Origin of the sequence: Comamonas sp. 26 (genome assembly GCF_002754475.1) — a bacterium.
Lineage (GTDB): Bacteria > Pseudomonadota > Gammaproteobacteria > Burkholderiales > Burkholderiaceae_C > Comamonas.
In genome coordinates this window covers 128749-142795 of sequence record NZ_PEFL01000003.1, presented here as the reverse complement: position 1 = coordinate 142795, position 14047 = coordinate 128749, and the positions used below count along the sequence as shown (strand labels likewise).

The 14047-nt window shown below is 62.8% G+C and carries 13 protein-coding genes; 7 read left to right on the top strand and 6 right to left on the bottom strand.

Translation table 11 applies throughout. The features are described 5' to 3' along the window. Nucleotides 1-302: 302 nt before the first annotated feature. Nucleotides 303-548: a DUF2061 domain-containing protein gene (locus CLU84_RS18860; RefSeq protein ID WP_099739343.1), complete on the bottom strand. Its 246-nt coding sequence runs from the start codon at nt 546-548 to the stop codon at nt 303-305. A 198-nt stretch (nt 549-746) separates the two neighbouring features. Between CLU84_RS18860 and CLU84_RS18855 the strand changes: the two genes are divergently transcribed. The 3 genes from CLU84_RS18855 to CLU84_RS18845 are packed head-to-tail and all read left to right on the top strand — an operon-like array spanning nt 747 to nt 2800. Then, complete coding sequence (locus CLU84_RS18855; RefSeq protein ID WP_099739341.1) at nt 747-1259, top strand: GNAT family N-acetyltransferase; 513 nt, start codon at nt 747-749, stop codon at nt 1257-1259. Nucleotides 1260-1285: 26 nt separating this feature from the next. After that, a complete protein-coding gene (locus CLU84_RS18850) occupies nt 1286-1843 on the top strand; it encodes an NUDIX hydrolase (RefSeq protein WP_099739338.1) in 558 nt (185 codons plus the stop codon). Nucleotides 1844-1903: 60 nt separating this feature from the next. Beyond that, the gene (locus CLU84_RS18845) at nt 1904-2800 is read left to right on the top strand and encodes a DMT family transporter (RefSeq protein WP_099739335.1); all 897 of its coding nucleotides are present in this window, start codon (nt 1904-1906) and stop codon (nt 2798-2800) included. Nucleotides 2801-2831: 31 nt separating this feature from the next. Here the strand turns inward: CLU84_RS18845 and CLU84_RS18840 are convergent, their stop codons facing one another. After that, the gene (locus CLU84_RS18840) at nt 2832-3752 is read right to left on the bottom strand and encodes a LysR family transcriptional regulator (protein ID WP_099740052.1); all 921 of its coding nucleotides are present in this window, start codon (nt 3750-3752) and stop codon (nt 2832-2834) included. 171 nt (nt 3753-3923) lie between these two features. Between CLU84_RS18840 and CLU84_RS18835 the strand changes: the two genes are divergently transcribed. The 4 genes from CLU84_RS18835 (at nt 3924) to CLU84_RS18815 (ending at nt 8535) form a co-directional block, all read left to right on the top strand. Further along, nucleotides 3924-4934, top strand: a complete 1011-nt coding sequence (locus CLU84_RS18835; RefSeq protein ID WP_099739332.1) for a tripartite tricarboxylate transporter substrate binding protein — start codon at nt 3924-3926, stop codon at nt 4932-4934. A 151-nt stretch (nt 4935-5085) separates the two neighbouring features. Then, entirely contained in the window at nt 5086-6687 is a 1602-nt protein-coding gene (locus CLU84_RS18830) for a gamma-glutamyltransferase family protein (RefSeq protein WP_099739330.1), read from the top strand. Between the two features lie 201 nt (nt 6688-6888). Then, nucleotides 6889-7812 (top strand): RNA polymerase sigma factor SigJ, encoded by a 924-nt coding sequence (gene sigJ, locus CLU84_RS18820; protein ID WP_199173803.1) that lies wholly within the window; start codon nt 6889-6891, stop codon nt 7810-7812. 237 nt (nt 7813-8049) lie between these two features. Beyond that, the gene (locus tag CLU84_RS18815; RefSeq protein WP_099739326.1) at nt 8050-8535 is read left to right on the top strand and encodes a carboxymuconolactone decarboxylase family protein; all 486 of its coding nucleotides are present in this window, start codon (nt 8050-8052) and stop codon (nt 8533-8535) included. 17 nt (nt 8536-8552) lie between these two features. On the opposite strand, the gene CLU84_RS18810 is transcribed toward CLU84_RS18815, so the two are convergent. The 4 genes from CLU84_RS18810 to CLU84_RS18795 form a co-directional block, all read right to left on the bottom strand. Further along, a complete protein-coding gene (locus CLU84_RS18810; RefSeq protein WP_099739324.1) occupies nt 8553-9536 on the bottom strand; it encodes a tripartite tricarboxylate transporter substrate binding protein in 984 nt (327 codons plus the stop codon). Between the two features lie 65 nt (nt 9537-9601). Next, complete coding sequence (tcuB, locus tag CLU84_RS18805; protein WP_199173802.1) at nt 9602-10810, bottom strand: tricarballylate utilization 4Fe-4S protein TcuB; 1209 nt, start codon at nt 10808-10810, stop codon at nt 9602-9604. Between the two features lie 3 nt (nt 10811-10813). Further along, nucleotides 10814-12253, bottom strand: coding sequence for an FAD-dependent tricarballylate dehydrogenase TcuA (gene tcuA / locus CLU84_RS18800; RefSeq protein ID WP_099739323.1), 1440 nt, complete (start codon nt 12251-12253; stop codon nt 10814-10816). Nucleotides 12254-12478: 225 nt separating this feature from the next. Next, nucleotides 12479-13861 carry a GntP family permease gene (locus tag CLU84_RS18795; protein ID WP_099739320.1) on the bottom strand — a complete coding sequence of 461 codons (1383 nt, stop codon included), beginning with the start codon at nt 13859-13861 and terminating at the stop codon, nt 12479-12481. Nucleotides 13862-14047 lie beyond the last annotated feature (186 nt).

Below are 14047 nucleotides of genomic sequence, written 5' to 3'. Positions count from 1 at the left end.
GGCTTTGGGAAATAGCCGCAAACCCATGGGCGCTTACTTGGCAGAGGCTTGTGCGATAGTTATCCACAGATAGGCCTTGTTTCTGATAGCTGCACTCAGAAATTTTCAGCGGCTTGCAATAAGAGACTTGAAAGAAACCAGCTGAATCCTTAATTTATCAAGAGGCTCAATGCAGGCTTGTGCACATGATTTCTACAGGTCGGCAAGCTGCCCGTTGCAATCGCCCAGCGTGGCCAGTGACTGCAGCAGCCAATGCGTAAAAGTGGCAGGGTTGCTGGTATTCATAAGGGCCTTTTATGTGCTTAGGCTTGTGCAGCAAGCGCTTTCTGCTCCTGTTTTTTCAGGCGGCGCTCCCAGGCTTTTTCATGGAAGAAAAAGGCAAAGGCCTGAACCGTGGGCTCCAGCAGGCTGAGGGTGAGCGAGGCCAGCAGGTTCCCCGTCACGGCATAGGCCACGCAGGCGGCCACGGTGATGTGGATAAAGTAGTAGCTGATGGTTTTGCTCAGCGTGAGCTTGTTTTGGCGCATGGCCTGAATCAAACGTGTCATGGCATTTTCCTGAGTCGATAGCTCGATGTTATGGATTCAGGCAGGCTGAATCCAATTGAGAATCATTATCATTATGATAGTGCCTGCGCCAGACAGTGACATGAGGGACTTGCTAAGCTGTCAATAGTAAATTTAAGTGAAATTGGCTTCTAGCCCTTTATTGACAGGCGCTGGTAGCTATTGATTTAAGAGTTTGAAATGTCAGAGTTGATGCCAATTCAGCTGCGTGCGCTGGGCGTGGCAGATGTGAATGCTGTGCTGCGCATACAGGCCCAGTGCTATGGCGATGGTTTTGCTGAGCCGGGCGAGGTGTTTGCGCGCCGTTTGCAGGGCGTGGGGCATTGCTCCTGGGCGGCTGAGCAGGGCGGCGAACTGGTGGCCTATCTGGCTGCCTATTGGTCGCGCCCCGGTGCCATTACGCCGCTTAACGGTGACTTTGCCGACTATGCAGACGCCAGCGTGTTGTATCTGCACGATATGGCCGTGTCATCAGTGGCTGCAGGCCAGGGGCTGGCGCAGCGCATGGTGCAGGCAGTCAAGACGCAGGCCCGGGAGCGCGGTGTGCAGCGCACGGCGCTGGTGTCGGTGCAGGGCTCACAGCTTTACTGGGAACGTCAAGGCTATAAGGCCGAGAATGTGGCAAGTGCAGCGCAGCAGCAACATTTGGCCAGTTATGGAGAGAGTGCCCTCTATATGGTGGGAATAATCTGACCAGTTTTCTGGGCAGGGCAAGGATAATGCCGCCCATGCCCAATCGCTGGAAACCCAATGTCACCGTCTCGGCCATCATCGAGCGCGATGGCCGTTTTTTGCTGGTAGAAGAACAAACGGCAGATGGACTGCGGCTGAATACGCCTGCAGGTCACCTCGACCCTGCCGAAAGCCCCATCGATGCCTGCGTGCGCGAGGTGCTGGAAGAGACCGCCTACAGCTTCACGCCCACGGCGCTGGTTGGCATCTATATGAACCGCTTTGTGCGCACGCGCACCGGCTCTGACATCACCTATCTGCGCTTTGCCTTCACGGGCGAGCTGGGCATGCATCACGCCCACTGCGCGCTGGACGATGGCATTGTGCGCAGCGTCTGGCTTACGCTCGATGAGCTCAAGGCCACGGCCCATCTGCACCGCAGCCCCATCGTGCTGGAGTCGGTGCAAGACTATCTGGCTGGCCAGCGCCATGATCTGGGCCTGGTTCATACGGACTCCAGCATCTACCGGCTCCCACAGCCCACGCCGGCCGTGCCGCAGGATGCCGGTGCCACGCTCGACGATGTGCTGGCGCAGATTCATTGATCGCTGCTTGAAGGTACTGTGACAGGCTGAAAGGCACAAGGCTGTGCACAATGCCCAGTCATGACCTTGAGCAGCCTGATTCGACTGATTGCACTCGCCGCCCTCTGGGGCGGCAGCTTTTTGTTCATGCGTATAGCGGTTCCCCATCTGGGCGCAGTGCCCACGGCGGTGGGGCGCGGCCTGTTTTCCACGCTGGGCCTGGGTGCTGCCTTGTTCGTTCTGGGATACCGCCCACGGCTGGGGCGTTATCTGTGGCCGCTGCTGGCGCTGGGCGTCATCAACTCCGGCATTCCTTTTCTGATGTACTCGCTGGCCGCGCAGGTGCTGCCCTCGGGTTACAGCGCCATCTTCAATGCCACCACGCCGCTGGTGGCCACCGTGGTGGGGGCGCTGGTGTTTGCCGAGGGCATCACCCGCGCCCGCATTGCTGCCGTGCTGCTGGGCATCTGTGGTGTGGCAGTGCTGGCCCAAGCCGGGCCGCTAGAGATCACCACGGCCGTGCTGGGTGGCATGGCCGCCTGCTTTGTGGCCACGGTCTGCTATGCGTTTTCCAGCTTTCTCACACTCCGGCTTGTGGGGGCCAATGCGCCGGTGGATATGCGCGCTGCCGTCTTCATCAGCCAGTTGGGGGCGCTGCTGGTGCTGCTGCCCGCATTGCTGGTGCACCTGTTTCTGCACCCACAGGCCATGACGGAGCTGCAGGCTGCGCCGCTGCTGGCCTGGGGTAATGTGGCGCTGCTGGGTCTGCTGAGCACCGCGCTGGCCTATGTGCTGTACTTCCGCCTGATTACCGATGAAGGCCCGCAAAAAGCGTTGACGGTGACGTTTATCGTGCCGGTGTTTGCCGTGCTCTGGGGCTGGCTGCTGCTGGGCGAGCCGCTGAGCGCCGCCCATGCCGTGGGCGGCGGCTTGATTGCGCTGTCGCTGTGGATGGTGCTGCGCTCGAAGGCCTCTTGAGTCGACGAGGCTGCTGCGTCTGGTCTTCTGCTCACCAGGCGGCAGGCAGGCGCAGCTGAAGCAGCTCCAGAAACGACTGTGCCGCATGCGGCAACGTGCGGCCGGCCAGGGTCTGTACCTCGATATCGCGCAGATCCATGCTGCGGTCGCTGAGCGCAACGGCCACCAGCGCACCCGTGGCCACCATATGGCGGGCGGCGATTTCGCTGGCCACGGCGACCGCGACGCCCTGGGCCGCAAAGTTCAGCAGCGTCTTGCCGTGATTGCTTTCCAGGGCCGGCGCCAGCATCAGTCCCTGGCGGTTGCAGGCCGCATCCAGCAATTGGCGCACGGCCGTGCTGGGCGGTGTCAATGCCAGCGGGTAGCGCACCAGCCTGGCCAATGTCACGCGGCGTTCCTGTGCCAGCTCATGGCCGGGTGCCACCAGTGCCAACACGGGCGCGGCCATGCGGCAGGCGACGGTAATACCGGGCTCGGGGGTCCGGCTGAAGCACAGGCCTATGTCGGCCATGCCGGCGCGCACGGCATCGGAGACTTCGGGCGTGGGTAGCACGGTCACCTCAAAGACGATGCCGCTGTGCTCGCGCTGGAAGGCCGCGCACAGGCGTGGCAGGAATTCGCTGGCGAAGGCGTCGGAACTGGCAATGCGCACCTTGCCGCTGCGCAGGCCCTGCAGGGCTTTGATTTCGTCCAGCGCGCGTTCGGCGTCCAGACCCGCGCGGCGGGCGTGATCGGCCAGGATCTCGCCTGCCGCATTGAGCACCATGCCGCGCGGGTGGCGCTCGAACAGCGGCGTGCCCAGCCGCGCCTCCAGCGCCGCAATCTGGCGGCTGATGGCCGAGGCAGCCACATGCAGTTTGGCCGAGGCTTCGGTCAGCGAGCCGCCTTGCGCGACTTCGTGAAAGTAGCGCAGTGCAGTGTCTTGCAGCAGCAAATGGCGGGAATCGGGCATGGCAAGCGGTGGGTGCAAATCGCCATTGTGCTCGCTTTGCTTTTTTGGCAACGACGGCTTGCAAATTTGCCGATAGCGGCAAACGTCTGGACTTTTTAAGATGGCGTGTTTGATTGTCGCCAGGCAGCGGCAACCCCTTTCGAACAAGCTGCCATCTCACCGGGAGTTGCCATGCGGGCACGATCTACTGTTTCAACGATGCGCCGTCACTGGTTTCAGACCGCAGCGGCTCTGGCCGGTGCTCTGCTGGCGTTGCCGGCTCTGGCCCAGGGTGAGGCCGCCTGGCCCAACCGTCCGGTACGGGTGATCGTGCCTTTCCCGCCCAGCGGGGCAACCGATCTGGTGGCGCGTGTGATTGCGCAACGTGTATCGCAAGAGCTGGGCCAGCCGCTGATCCTCGACAACCGGCCGGGGGCCGGCGGCACCATTGGCACGGCCGAAGCCGCCAAGGCGGCGGCCGACGGCTACACCTTGCTGTTCACTACCAGCAGCACGCATGCCATCTCGCCGCATTTGATGCCCAAGCTGGCCTACAAGGCGGACAAGGACTTCACTCCCATCGCCCACACGGCCGACGCGGCCAGCGTGCTGCTGATCACGCCCTCGCTGCCGGTTAAAAGCGTGCAGGAGCTGATTGCCCATGCCAAGGCCAACCCCGGCAAGCTCAACTACGCCACCAGCGGCAACGGCACCATCGTGCACCTGAACACGGCCGCCTTTGCCGCGCAGGCCGGCATTCAGCTCACCCATGTGCCCTACAAGGGCACGGCGCAGTCGATCACCGATCTGGCCGCCGGCCAAGTGCACCTGCTGTTCGACTCCATTCCGACCGGTATGCCTCATGTGGCCAGCGGCCGCCTGCGGGCCCTGGCCGTGACCGGTGACAAGCGCAGCACGTTGGCCCCGAATCTGCCCACGGTGGTCGAATCGGGTCTGCCCGGCTATTCCTCGGTCACCTGGTTCGGCGTCTATGGCCCGGCCGGCATGAAGCCCGAGCTGGTCGGCAGGATCAACCAGGCCTTCAACCGCGCCATCCAGAATCCCGAGGTGATCGCCAGCCTGGCCAAGCAGGGCGTGGAGCCCGCCAAGGCGCAGACGCCTGCCCAGTTCTCCGCCATGGTGCAGGCCGACAGCGCACGCTGGGCCAAGGTCATCAAGGATAACCACATCACTTTGGAATAAAGCACCGCTCTGAGCGACCTTGCACCTTCCCCTTCTCTCCCAACGCGGGAGGTGGGCACGTCCTCGTTACGAGGCGGCTCTTGCTCGATGCCTCTGGCCCGGAGCGTCAGTGTTAAACGTCGGGCCCATGAATCACTGATCGGAATTAGATATGACAAACCTCGTCAAGGACTGGACGCTTCCCTATGCCTCGCAGCGCTCGCCGGTGCTGGGGCGCAATGTGGTCAGCACTTCGCAGCCGCTGGCCGCGCAGGCCGGCCTTTCCATGCTGCTGGCCGGTGGCAACGCCGTGGATGCGGCGCTGGCTGCAGCCATGACACTGACCGTGGTCGAGCCCACGGGCTGCGGCATCGGCAGCGACGGCTTTGCCATCGTCTGGGACGGCAAGGAACTGCACGGCCTCAATGCTTCGGGCCGCTCGCCCGCAGGCTGGACGCCCGAGTACTTTGAGCAGCTCGGCGGTATCCCGGAGAAAGGCTGGAACGCCGTGACCGTGCCCGGCGCCGTGTCCGCCTGGGTGGCGCTGTCCAAGCGCTTCGGCAAACTGCCTTTCGCACAGGTTGCCCAGCCGGCAATCAACTATGCGCGCCATGGCTTTGCGGTCTCGCCCACCATTGCCACGCTGTGGGAGCTGGGCGGCAAGAAGCTGGGCGACCAGCCCGGCTTTGCCGAATGCTTTCTGCCCGGCGGCCGCGCGCCCAGAGCCGGTGAAGTGTTCAAGAGCGAAGCCCATGCGCGCACGCTGGAGGAGATTGCCGAGACCCTGGGCGAGTCCTTTTACCGCGGTGCGCTGGCTCAGAAGATGGCTGCGCATGCGCGGGCCTGCGGTGGCGTGATGACCGAGCAAGACCTGGCAGCACATCAGGCCGACTGGGTGGGCACGGTATCGCAGCCCTTCGGCGATTCGGTGATTCATGAGATCCCGCCCAACGGCCAGGGCATTGCCGCGCTGATGGCGTTGGGCATGCTCGATGAATTGGGCGCGGGAGAGCAGCCCTTGGACGGCGTGGACAGCGTGCACCTGCAGATCGAGGCCATGAAGCTGGCCTTGGCCGACCTGAACCAGCACAGCGCCGACCTGGAGCATATGCGCGTCACTCCCGCGCAGTTGCTGGACCGCGCCTATCTGCGGGAACGCGCCCAGCTGATCGATGCGGAAAAAGCCGGTCTGCCAGCCTATGGCGCACCCCGGCCCGGCGGCACGGTCTATCTGGCGGCGGGCGATGCCAGCGGCATGATGGTCTCCTTCATCCAGTCCAATTACATGGGCTTCGGCTCGGGCGTGGTCGTGCCGGGCACGGGCATCAGCCTGCAGAACCGCGGCCATGGTTTCACCACCGAGGCCGGCCATGTCAACCAGGTCGCCCCGCGCAAGCGCCCTTCGCACACCATCATTCCGGCCTTTGCCATGAAGGCCGACGGCCAGCCGCAAATGGCTTTCGGTGTGATGGGCGGGCCCATGCAAAGCCAGGGCCATCTGCAGATGGCTTTGCGCGTGCTGCGCTACGGCCAGAACCCGCAGGCCGCGACCGATGCACCGCGCTGGCGCGTGACCGGGGGCAAGGGCGTGGCGGTGGAGCCGGCCTTTGACGCCGCCGTGGTGGAGCAGTTGCGCGCGCGCGGCCACGAAGTCAGCGTGGAGGCCGGCCATGGCGTGTTCGCCTTTGGCGGCGCGCAGCTGGTGCTGCGTGATGGCGAGCATTACATCGCGGGGTCTGACTCGCGCAAGGATGGGTGCGCGGTGGGGTATTAAGGTCCCCCCTGAGTCGCTTCGCGCCTTCCCCCAGGGGGACGACGGCATCGCTGCGGGGCGGCCCTTGTTTGCCGTCTCTGGCTTGGGTTGTGTCAGTTTTAAGCGCTGCGAGCTGTCACAAAAGTTGCGGGTTCTGCGTCTAAGGCTTGAGGCCTGTCACACTGGGTGGCGGGTTCCAGGCCTATTCGCAGGAGACTTCATTTGAGCACCACTTCCCACGCTGTGCCGTCCGTCGATACGAGGTTGCAGGAGTTTGAGCGCCATCGTTCGCGTCTGTTCGGCTTGGCCTATCGCATGCTGGGCCAGCGGGCCGAGGCCGAAGATCTGGTACAGGATGTCTGGCTGCGCTGGCAGGCCAGCGATCGCGCCGGCATCGTCCAGCCCGAGGCCTGGCTGGTGACCACGGCCACGCGGCTGGCCATAGATCGGCTGCGGCGCCTGCGCGTGGAGCGCGAGCACTATGTGGGCTTCTGGTTACCCGAGCCGCTGGTCCAGCCCTGGACCGAGACGGCCCCTTCTGCCGAGGATGTGCTGGAGCGGGCCCACGATGTTTCCACCGCGCTGCTGTTTGTGCTGGAGCAACTGACGCCCGAGGAACGCGCGGCCTTTTTGCTGCGCGAAGTTTTCGATGCCGACTATGCCGAAGTGGCTCAGGCGCTGGGCCGCAGCGAGGCCGCCTGTCGCCAGCTCGTGCATCGTGCACGCGTCCATGTCAAGGCCGGGCGGCCGCGCTTCGATGTGCCAGCACCAGCCCATGCCGAGCTGCTGCGCCGCTTTGCCCAGGCCGTGCAGGGCGGAGATCTGACGCAGATTCAGGCCTTGTTCGCCCCCGATGCCGCGCTGATCAGCGACGGCGGGGGCAAGGTCGCATCCTTTGGTCAGGTGCTGGAAACCGGGCGTCGCCTGGCCCTGCTGTACTTCGCCACGGCCCGGCGCCTGCGCCGCGATGGACAGCTGCAGACCCTGCATCTGGTGCGGGTCAACGGCCTGCCGGGTCTGGTGCGCTGCGTGGATGGCAAGGTGGAGTCGGTGCAGACGCTGCTGGTCGAAGACGGGCTGATCCAGCGCATCTACACGCTGCGCAACCCGGATAAATTGAGCGGCGTGATGCCGCCATCCACCTGAAGAGTGACGGCTTTCAGGTGGATGGGACAACAGATAAAATCATAGCTGCAAGCGATTTTGATTCAATAGATTCAGATGGTTTTATGCCTGAGATGTTTGTGAATAAAGCGCTAGCAGCTATCTTTATTGAAACTCACGCAATGGATTGCATGGTCTGTCACAAACCGGGCCGCTGGCGCGTCTAAGAGCTATGGGTCAGCCACAGGGGCGGGCCTGCAATACCTCAGGAGTCTTCATATGGCCGATATCGCCAACCCCATTGCCATCCCCACGCCACGCCTGGATTTCCGTGCGCTGTCTCCCGAGCTTTACAGGGCCCAGGGAGGCATCAACGCGCTGCTTGCCCGTTCCAGCCTCGGCGTGCAACTGCTGGAGCTGGTCTATCTGCGCGTCTCGCAGATCAATGGCTGCGCCTTCTGCGTGGACATGCATGTGCGCGAGCTGCTGTCACGCGGCGAGGACCTGCAGCGCATCAACAGCGTGGTGACCTGGCGCGAGGTGGATTTCTTCGAGATGCGCGAGCGCGCCGCCCTGAACTGGGCCGAACGCTGCACGCAGCTGAGCAAGGCCCATCCCGCGCCGCAGGACTTCGAAGCCCTGCGTCCCTACTTCAGCGAGCGCGAGATCGTGGAGCTCAGCTACGCCATCGGCTGCATCAATGTCTGGAACCGTCTGTGCGTGGGTTTTGCCGCACCGGTGGAGAGGAAAGCCATCACTGTCTGAGCACCAGCGCATCATCCTCAGTTCTGGGTGATCTTGCGCTCCTTGACCACCTTGCCCCATTGCTCGTACTCCTTCTTCATAAAGGCCGCGAACTCGGGGCGGGTCGTGGGCTGGGGCGTCAGGCCGTGCAGCTTGAGTGCTTCGGCCACGCCGGGGTCCTTGAGCACCTTGACGATCTCCAGATTCCAGCGGTCCAGCACTGTTGTGGGCGTCTTGCCCGGGGCGACAAAAGCATACCAGTTCAAGGCCTCAAAGCCGGGGTAGCCCGCTTCGGCCACGGTGGGGATGTTGGGCATATAGGCCGGGCGCGTCAGGCCTGTGGTGGCCAGCGGGATCAGCTTGCCGGTTTCAATGTGCGGCAAAGCCGTGGGCGGCGCGGCAAAGTACGAGGTCACGCGTTCACCCAGCAAGTCCTGCAGCGCAGGGGCTCCGCCCTTGTAGGGCACATGCACCATCTCAATGCCCGCCCGCTGGTTGAACAGCTCGCCCGCCAGATGCGAGGCCGAGCCCGCGCCAGTCGATGCGTAATCCACGCTGCCCGGTGCTTTCTTGGCCTTGGCCACAAACTCGGCCAGATTCTTCACGCCAGCGCCCTTGTGCACCACCAGCACGTTGGGAAAGTTCACCCCGCCCGAGATGGGTGCCAGATCGTTGAACGGGTTGTAGCCCACTTTCATGATGTGGGGGGCGATCGTCAACGGGCCGATGGAGCCGAACAGCAGCACCGTGCCATCTGCGGGAGCCTTGGTCACAAACTGGTGGGCAATATTGCCGCCCGCGCCGCCCTTGTTGTCCACCACCACGGTCTGGCCAATGTTTTCGCCCAGTTTCTTGGCAATCAGGCGCGCTGCTGCATCGGCTGCACCGCCTGCAGCGAAGCCCACGACCAGGGTGACGGGCTTGTTGGGCAGCCAGTCTGGCGCGGCCAGGGCCGCAGAGCCCAGACTCAGCATGGACGCGGCCACAACGGTGGCACGCAGAAAATAGCGTTTATTCAGCATGGGATGTCTCCTTGTAGGGATGAGGGGTGCCCCGGATCGATGTGCCCGGGGTCGTTGGTTTTTTCTCAGTCAGCGCCCAGACCGATGGGGCTGGGCTGGCGCTTTTCAGCGTTGTGGCGCAGAAGTGATGCGGTGCGGAAAACGCCGTGGGCGAACTTGCCGTAGGGCAAGGTGGCAAACAGCGCAATCACCGCGCCCAGGTGCAGGCACAGCAGCAAAGCCAGGGCAGGTGTGCCACGGCCCAGCCATAGCGCGAGGCCGCTGGCGGCCACCACAAACAGCAGGGCGATAAAGCCAAGGTCCATGGGCTTTTGCTTGGCATCGCCATGCAGCGGGTGGCGGGTGCGGTTGATATGCCACAGACCGGCGGTGCCAATCATCAGGCTCACACCCCCCAGAGCGCCCAGAATCTTGGGCAGACTGGGCAACTCATACGGCGCGGGCAGGTTGAAAACGTAGTGGTACACCGTCGCCAAACCGGTGGCGGTAAAGCACAGCATGAAGCCGTAGAACGTCAGGTGATGGAAGCGACGGCGCTTGAGCGTGTACTCGTCATCCTCGTTGTGGCAGCCGTCACCGTGGCCACCATCCAGATACTTCAGGCGCAGCACATCGTGTGTGGCCTCGGCAGCGGCCGGGCCGCTCACATCCACATTGCTGGTGGCGGGCTTCACATCCCTCCAGAAGCGGCGCACGCCCATGAAGAGCGCGAACACCACGAACAGAAATACCGGCGCAAAGATGCTGACCAGCAGGTTGTGCGGGAACAGGTTGTAGAAGTTATTGCCCAGATTGTGGTTCCACAACTGGCCCAGCCCACCTTGTGCGGCCACAGCCAGCGCCAGGAACAGGAACAGGCCTGCCACCAGCGCCAGTGACAGCGTCAAACCATTCTTTTGGTACAGCTTGCCCATGGCGGGCGGCCAGGCATAGTCGGCATAGGTCTGGCCGCGTACCTCGGCCATGGCCTTGGGAATGTTGATGGCAAATTCATGCGGCGGCGCGTACTGGCAGGCGTGCAGGCAGGCACCGCAGTTGTGGCAGAGGTTGGCCAGGTAATGCACATCGGCCTTGCCAAATTCCAGGCGGCGCGTCATGGCCGGGAACACGGCGCAAAAACCTTCGCAGTAGCGGCAGGCATTGCAGATCTGCATCTGGCGCGCCACTTCGCCTTCGGCTGCGGTCTCTGTTGGTGCGGGAATGATTGGGATGATCTTGCCGGTGGCCAGCGTTTGGGCTTCGTTGGCGAGGTCTTGCAGGGATGGGATGCTCATGGTTCAGACCTCGTCTTTCACAGCGCCACGCACGGCGGGTTTACCTGCGGCAGCCAGCGCAGCGTTGCGCCCGGCAATGCGGCCAAAGGCCGTGCCAATCGACATGCCCACGCCTGCGGTGTAGCCCTTGCCCAGCACGTTGCCAGCCATCATTTCGCCAGCCACAAACAGGTTCTGACTGGGCTGGTCGTTAAAGCGAACCGCCGCGGTGTCATCCACCTTCAAACCCAGATAGGTAAAGGTGACGCCGGGGCGTAGCGCGTAGCCGTAGAACGGCCCTGTATCCAGCGGTCGCGCCCAGTGCGTCTTGGCCGGGGTCACCCCTTCGGTGTGGCAATCGTCCAGTGCGGTGTGGTCGAACTGGCCGACCTTGCAGCTGCCGTTGTAGGCATCCATGGTCTGCATGAAGGTGTCTACATCCAGACCCAGCTTCTGGGCCAGCTCTGGCAGCGAGTCAGCCTTCACGCCGGGAAACACCGGCGGCATGAAACGGCCAATGGCCTTGCTGTCGATGATCGAATAGGCAATCTGCCCCGGTTGCTGGGCCACCAGACGGCCCCAGATGGCATAGCGCTTGGGCCAGAAGTCTTCGCCCTCGTCATAAAAGCGTTCCGCATCGCGGTTCACCACCACGCCCAGCGATACGCAGTCAATGCGTGTGCAAATGCCGCCGTCATACAGCGGCGCGCGGGCGTCAATCGCCACCATGTGCGCTTGCGTCGGGTCGCCAATGCGGTCGGCGCCTTGCTCATCGAGCATGTGGCGCAGCAACACGCCCTTGTTGAAGGCCGTGCCACGGATCAGAAAGTTGTCCGAAGGCCATTCCCCGCGCTCGTTCTGGCCCCAGGCCTCGCGCAGCCATTCGCGGTTGGACTCGAAGCCGCCCGCAGCCAGTACGCAGCTTTTGGCGGTGATGCGTTGACCGTTCACCCAAGCGGCTTTGAATTGGCCTTTGTCGATTTCGATGCGGTCCACCGGCGATTCGTAGCGAATCTCCACGCTCAGCTTTTCAGCACTGCGGAAATAGGCGTTCACCAGCGCCTTTCCGCCGCCCATGAAAAAAGCATTGGTACGCGCCACATGCAGCGCGCCAGACAGCGGTGGCTGAAAGTGCACGCCGTGCTTGCGCATCCAGTTGCGGCAGGTGGAAGACGCACGGATCACCATGCGCGCCAGGTGCTCGTTGGTAATGCCGCCCGTGACCTTGAGCAAGTCCTGCCAGTACTCTTCTTCGGGGTAGGCCTCGGTCAGCACGTCTTGCGGCGCATCGTGCATGCAGCGCAGATTGCGGGTGTGACCCGAGTTGCCGCCACGCCATTCGCGGGGCGCGGATTCCAGCAGCAGCACGCGGCTGCCGGCTTCGCGAGCCATAAGAGCGGCGCACAGGGCAGCGTTGCCACCACCGATGATGAGCACATCGGTGTCAAAGGCTTCAGTTTTCATGATGGGCTGCCATCAGGCGGGGGCCTGTGGCGGTTCAACGTGGGTGAGTCTTGTCTTGCTGATCGCTCGGAAAGCAGAGCTTTTCAGAGAGCGTCAGCAAGTGTTGAACCGAACTGTAGAGAGCGCCGCCTCACCCGTGCAGAGGTCTGAGGGGATGGGGGTATCACGATTTGTGATGAGGCCTTGCTGCCAAGGCCTGTCGCCGCTGCAGGCGACAGGAATGGTTTACTGAACGCTCAGCAGCGCATTGAAGATCAGCACCATGATCAGACCCACCACCGCCACGATGGATTGCACCACCGAGATGGTCTTGGTGGCTTCGCTCATGGTCATGCCAAAGGATTCCTTGACCATCCAGAAACCGGCATGGTTGGCGTAGTTGAAGAACAGCGAGCCGCAGCCGATGGACAACGCCAGCAATGGCAGGTTCAGGCTGGGATCGGCCCCGGCCAGCGGTGCCAGCAAGCCGGCAGCGCCCACGATGCCGACGGTCGCCGAGCCGGTGGAGACCGACAGCAGCATGGCGATCAACCAGCCCAGAATCAGCGGTGGGAAGGCAAACTGCTGTGTCAGGTGCACGATGGCATCGCCGACTTTGGCACTGGTCAGCATCTGCTGGAAGGCACCGCCACCGGCAATGATCATGATGATGGAGGCAATGGGCTTGAGGCTCTGGCCCAGTGCCTCACGCAGCTTTTCCATATCACCGCCGCGCGCCAGCACCAGTGCCACGATGGCGAACAGCACGCCCAGCAGCATGGCGATCAGCGGATTGCCCAGAAAGCTGGCCACATGCATGGCCGAGGAGTCCTTGGGCAGCAACATTTCCGCGACGGCATGAACCAGCATCAGAATGGCTGGCAGCAGTGCGGCCAGAACGCCGAGCGCAATGCCGGGCTGCTTGCCATCGGCATTTCCCGTGATGGTGAACTGATCCAGCAGAGTCTGGTCAGGCTTGGTGTTCATGCGCGGTGCAATGAAGGCACCGTACAGGGGACCGCCCAGAACCATGGCGGGAATGGCCGCCAGAAAGCCATACAGCATGGTTGGTCCGACCGTGGTCTTGAGGGTGGCAATGGCGGTCAAAGGGCCGGGATGGGGCGGCACCATGCCATGCATGGCAGCCAGGGCCGAGATCACAGGAACACCCACGTACACATAGGCCGAGCCTTTGAAGCGGGCCTGGCTCTCGAGCTTGCGCGCCACGCTGAAGATCAGCGGCAGCATGACGACTAGGCCGACCTCGAAGAACATGGGAATGCCGACGATAAAGGCTACCAGGGTCATGGCCCAGGGGATCATGCGATCCGAAGCATGTTTGAGTATGGCTTCGGCGATTTTTTCGGTGATGCCTGCATCGGCCAGAATTTTTCCCAGCATGGCGCCCAGTGCGATGACCACGCCCACGGCGCCCAATGTCTTGCCTGCGCCGTTGCTCAGCTGTTTGACGATGCTGCCCGGCTCCATGCCAGTGGCAAAGCCCACGCCAATGGAGACGACGAGCAGGGCCAGCAGCGGGTGCATCTTGATGCGCGACACAATCAATGCGACCAGCACCAGCACGCTGACCAGCGCGGTCAGCAGCAACTGAATATCTAGAGATGTCATAAATGAACCTTGGTTTTGGCTGGCTGTCCTGAAGCGCACGTCGCATCCAGCCCTGGGCAAGGCTCATATTAAAAAAGCACGCTCACGCCGGCTGTAGTCTGTTGCCGCTGGTGTGATGCGAGATGGATGACGAGATGCAGCGAGGGGACCGCAACAGCAATGTTGTAATGAAGATCTAGGTTTGCC

Excerpts from the sequence above, each read along its gene's own strand:
- tcuA (WP_099739323.1), bottom strand. The coding sequence starts at position 12,253 with ATGAAAACTGAAGCCTTTGACACCGATGTGCTCATCATCGGTGGTGGC.
- CLU84_RS18830 (WP_099739330.1), top strand. The coding sequence starts at position 5,086 with ATGACAAACCTCGTCAAGGACTGGACGCTTCCCTATGCCTCGCAGCGC.
- CLU84_RS18815 (WP_099739326.1), top strand. The coding sequence starts at position 8,050 with ATGGCCGATATCGCCAACCCCATTGCCATCCCCACGCCACGCCTGGAT.
- CLU84_RS18835 (WP_099739332.1), top strand. The coding sequence starts at position 3,924 with ATGCGGGCACGATCTACTGTTTCAACGATGCGCCGTCACTGGTTTCAG.
- CLU84_RS18860 (WP_099739343.1), bottom strand. The coding sequence starts at position 548 with ATGACACGTTTGATTCAGGCCATGCGCCAAAACAAGCTCACGCTGAGC.
- CLU84_RS18855 (WP_099739341.1), top strand. The coding sequence starts at position 747 with ATGTCAGAGTTGATGCCAATTCAGCTGCGTGCGCTGGGCGTGGCAGAT.
- CLU84_RS18845 (WP_099739335.1), top strand. The coding sequence starts at position 1,904 with ATGACCTTGAGCAGCCTGATTCGACTGATTGCACTCGCCGCCCTCTGG.
- CLU84_RS18850 (WP_099739338.1), top strand. The coding sequence starts at position 1,286 with ATGCCGCCCATGCCCAATCGCTGGAAACCCAATGTCACCGTCTCGGCC.
- CLU84_RS18795 (WP_099739320.1), bottom strand. The coding sequence starts at position 13,861 with ATGACATCTCTAGATATTCAGTTGCTGCTGACCGCGCTGGTCAGCGTG.
- CLU84_RS18810 (WP_099739324.1), bottom strand. The coding sequence starts at position 9,536 with ATGCTGAATAAACGCTATTTTCTGCGTGCCACCGTTGTGGCCGCGTCC.
- tcuB (WP_199173802.1), bottom strand. The coding sequence starts at position 10,810 with ATGAGCATCCCATCCCTGCAAGACCTCGCCAACGAAGCCCAAACGCTG.
- CLU84_RS18840 (WP_099740052.1), bottom strand. The coding sequence starts at position 3,752 with ATGCCCGATTCCCGCCATTTGCTGCTGCAAGACACTGCACTGCGCTAC.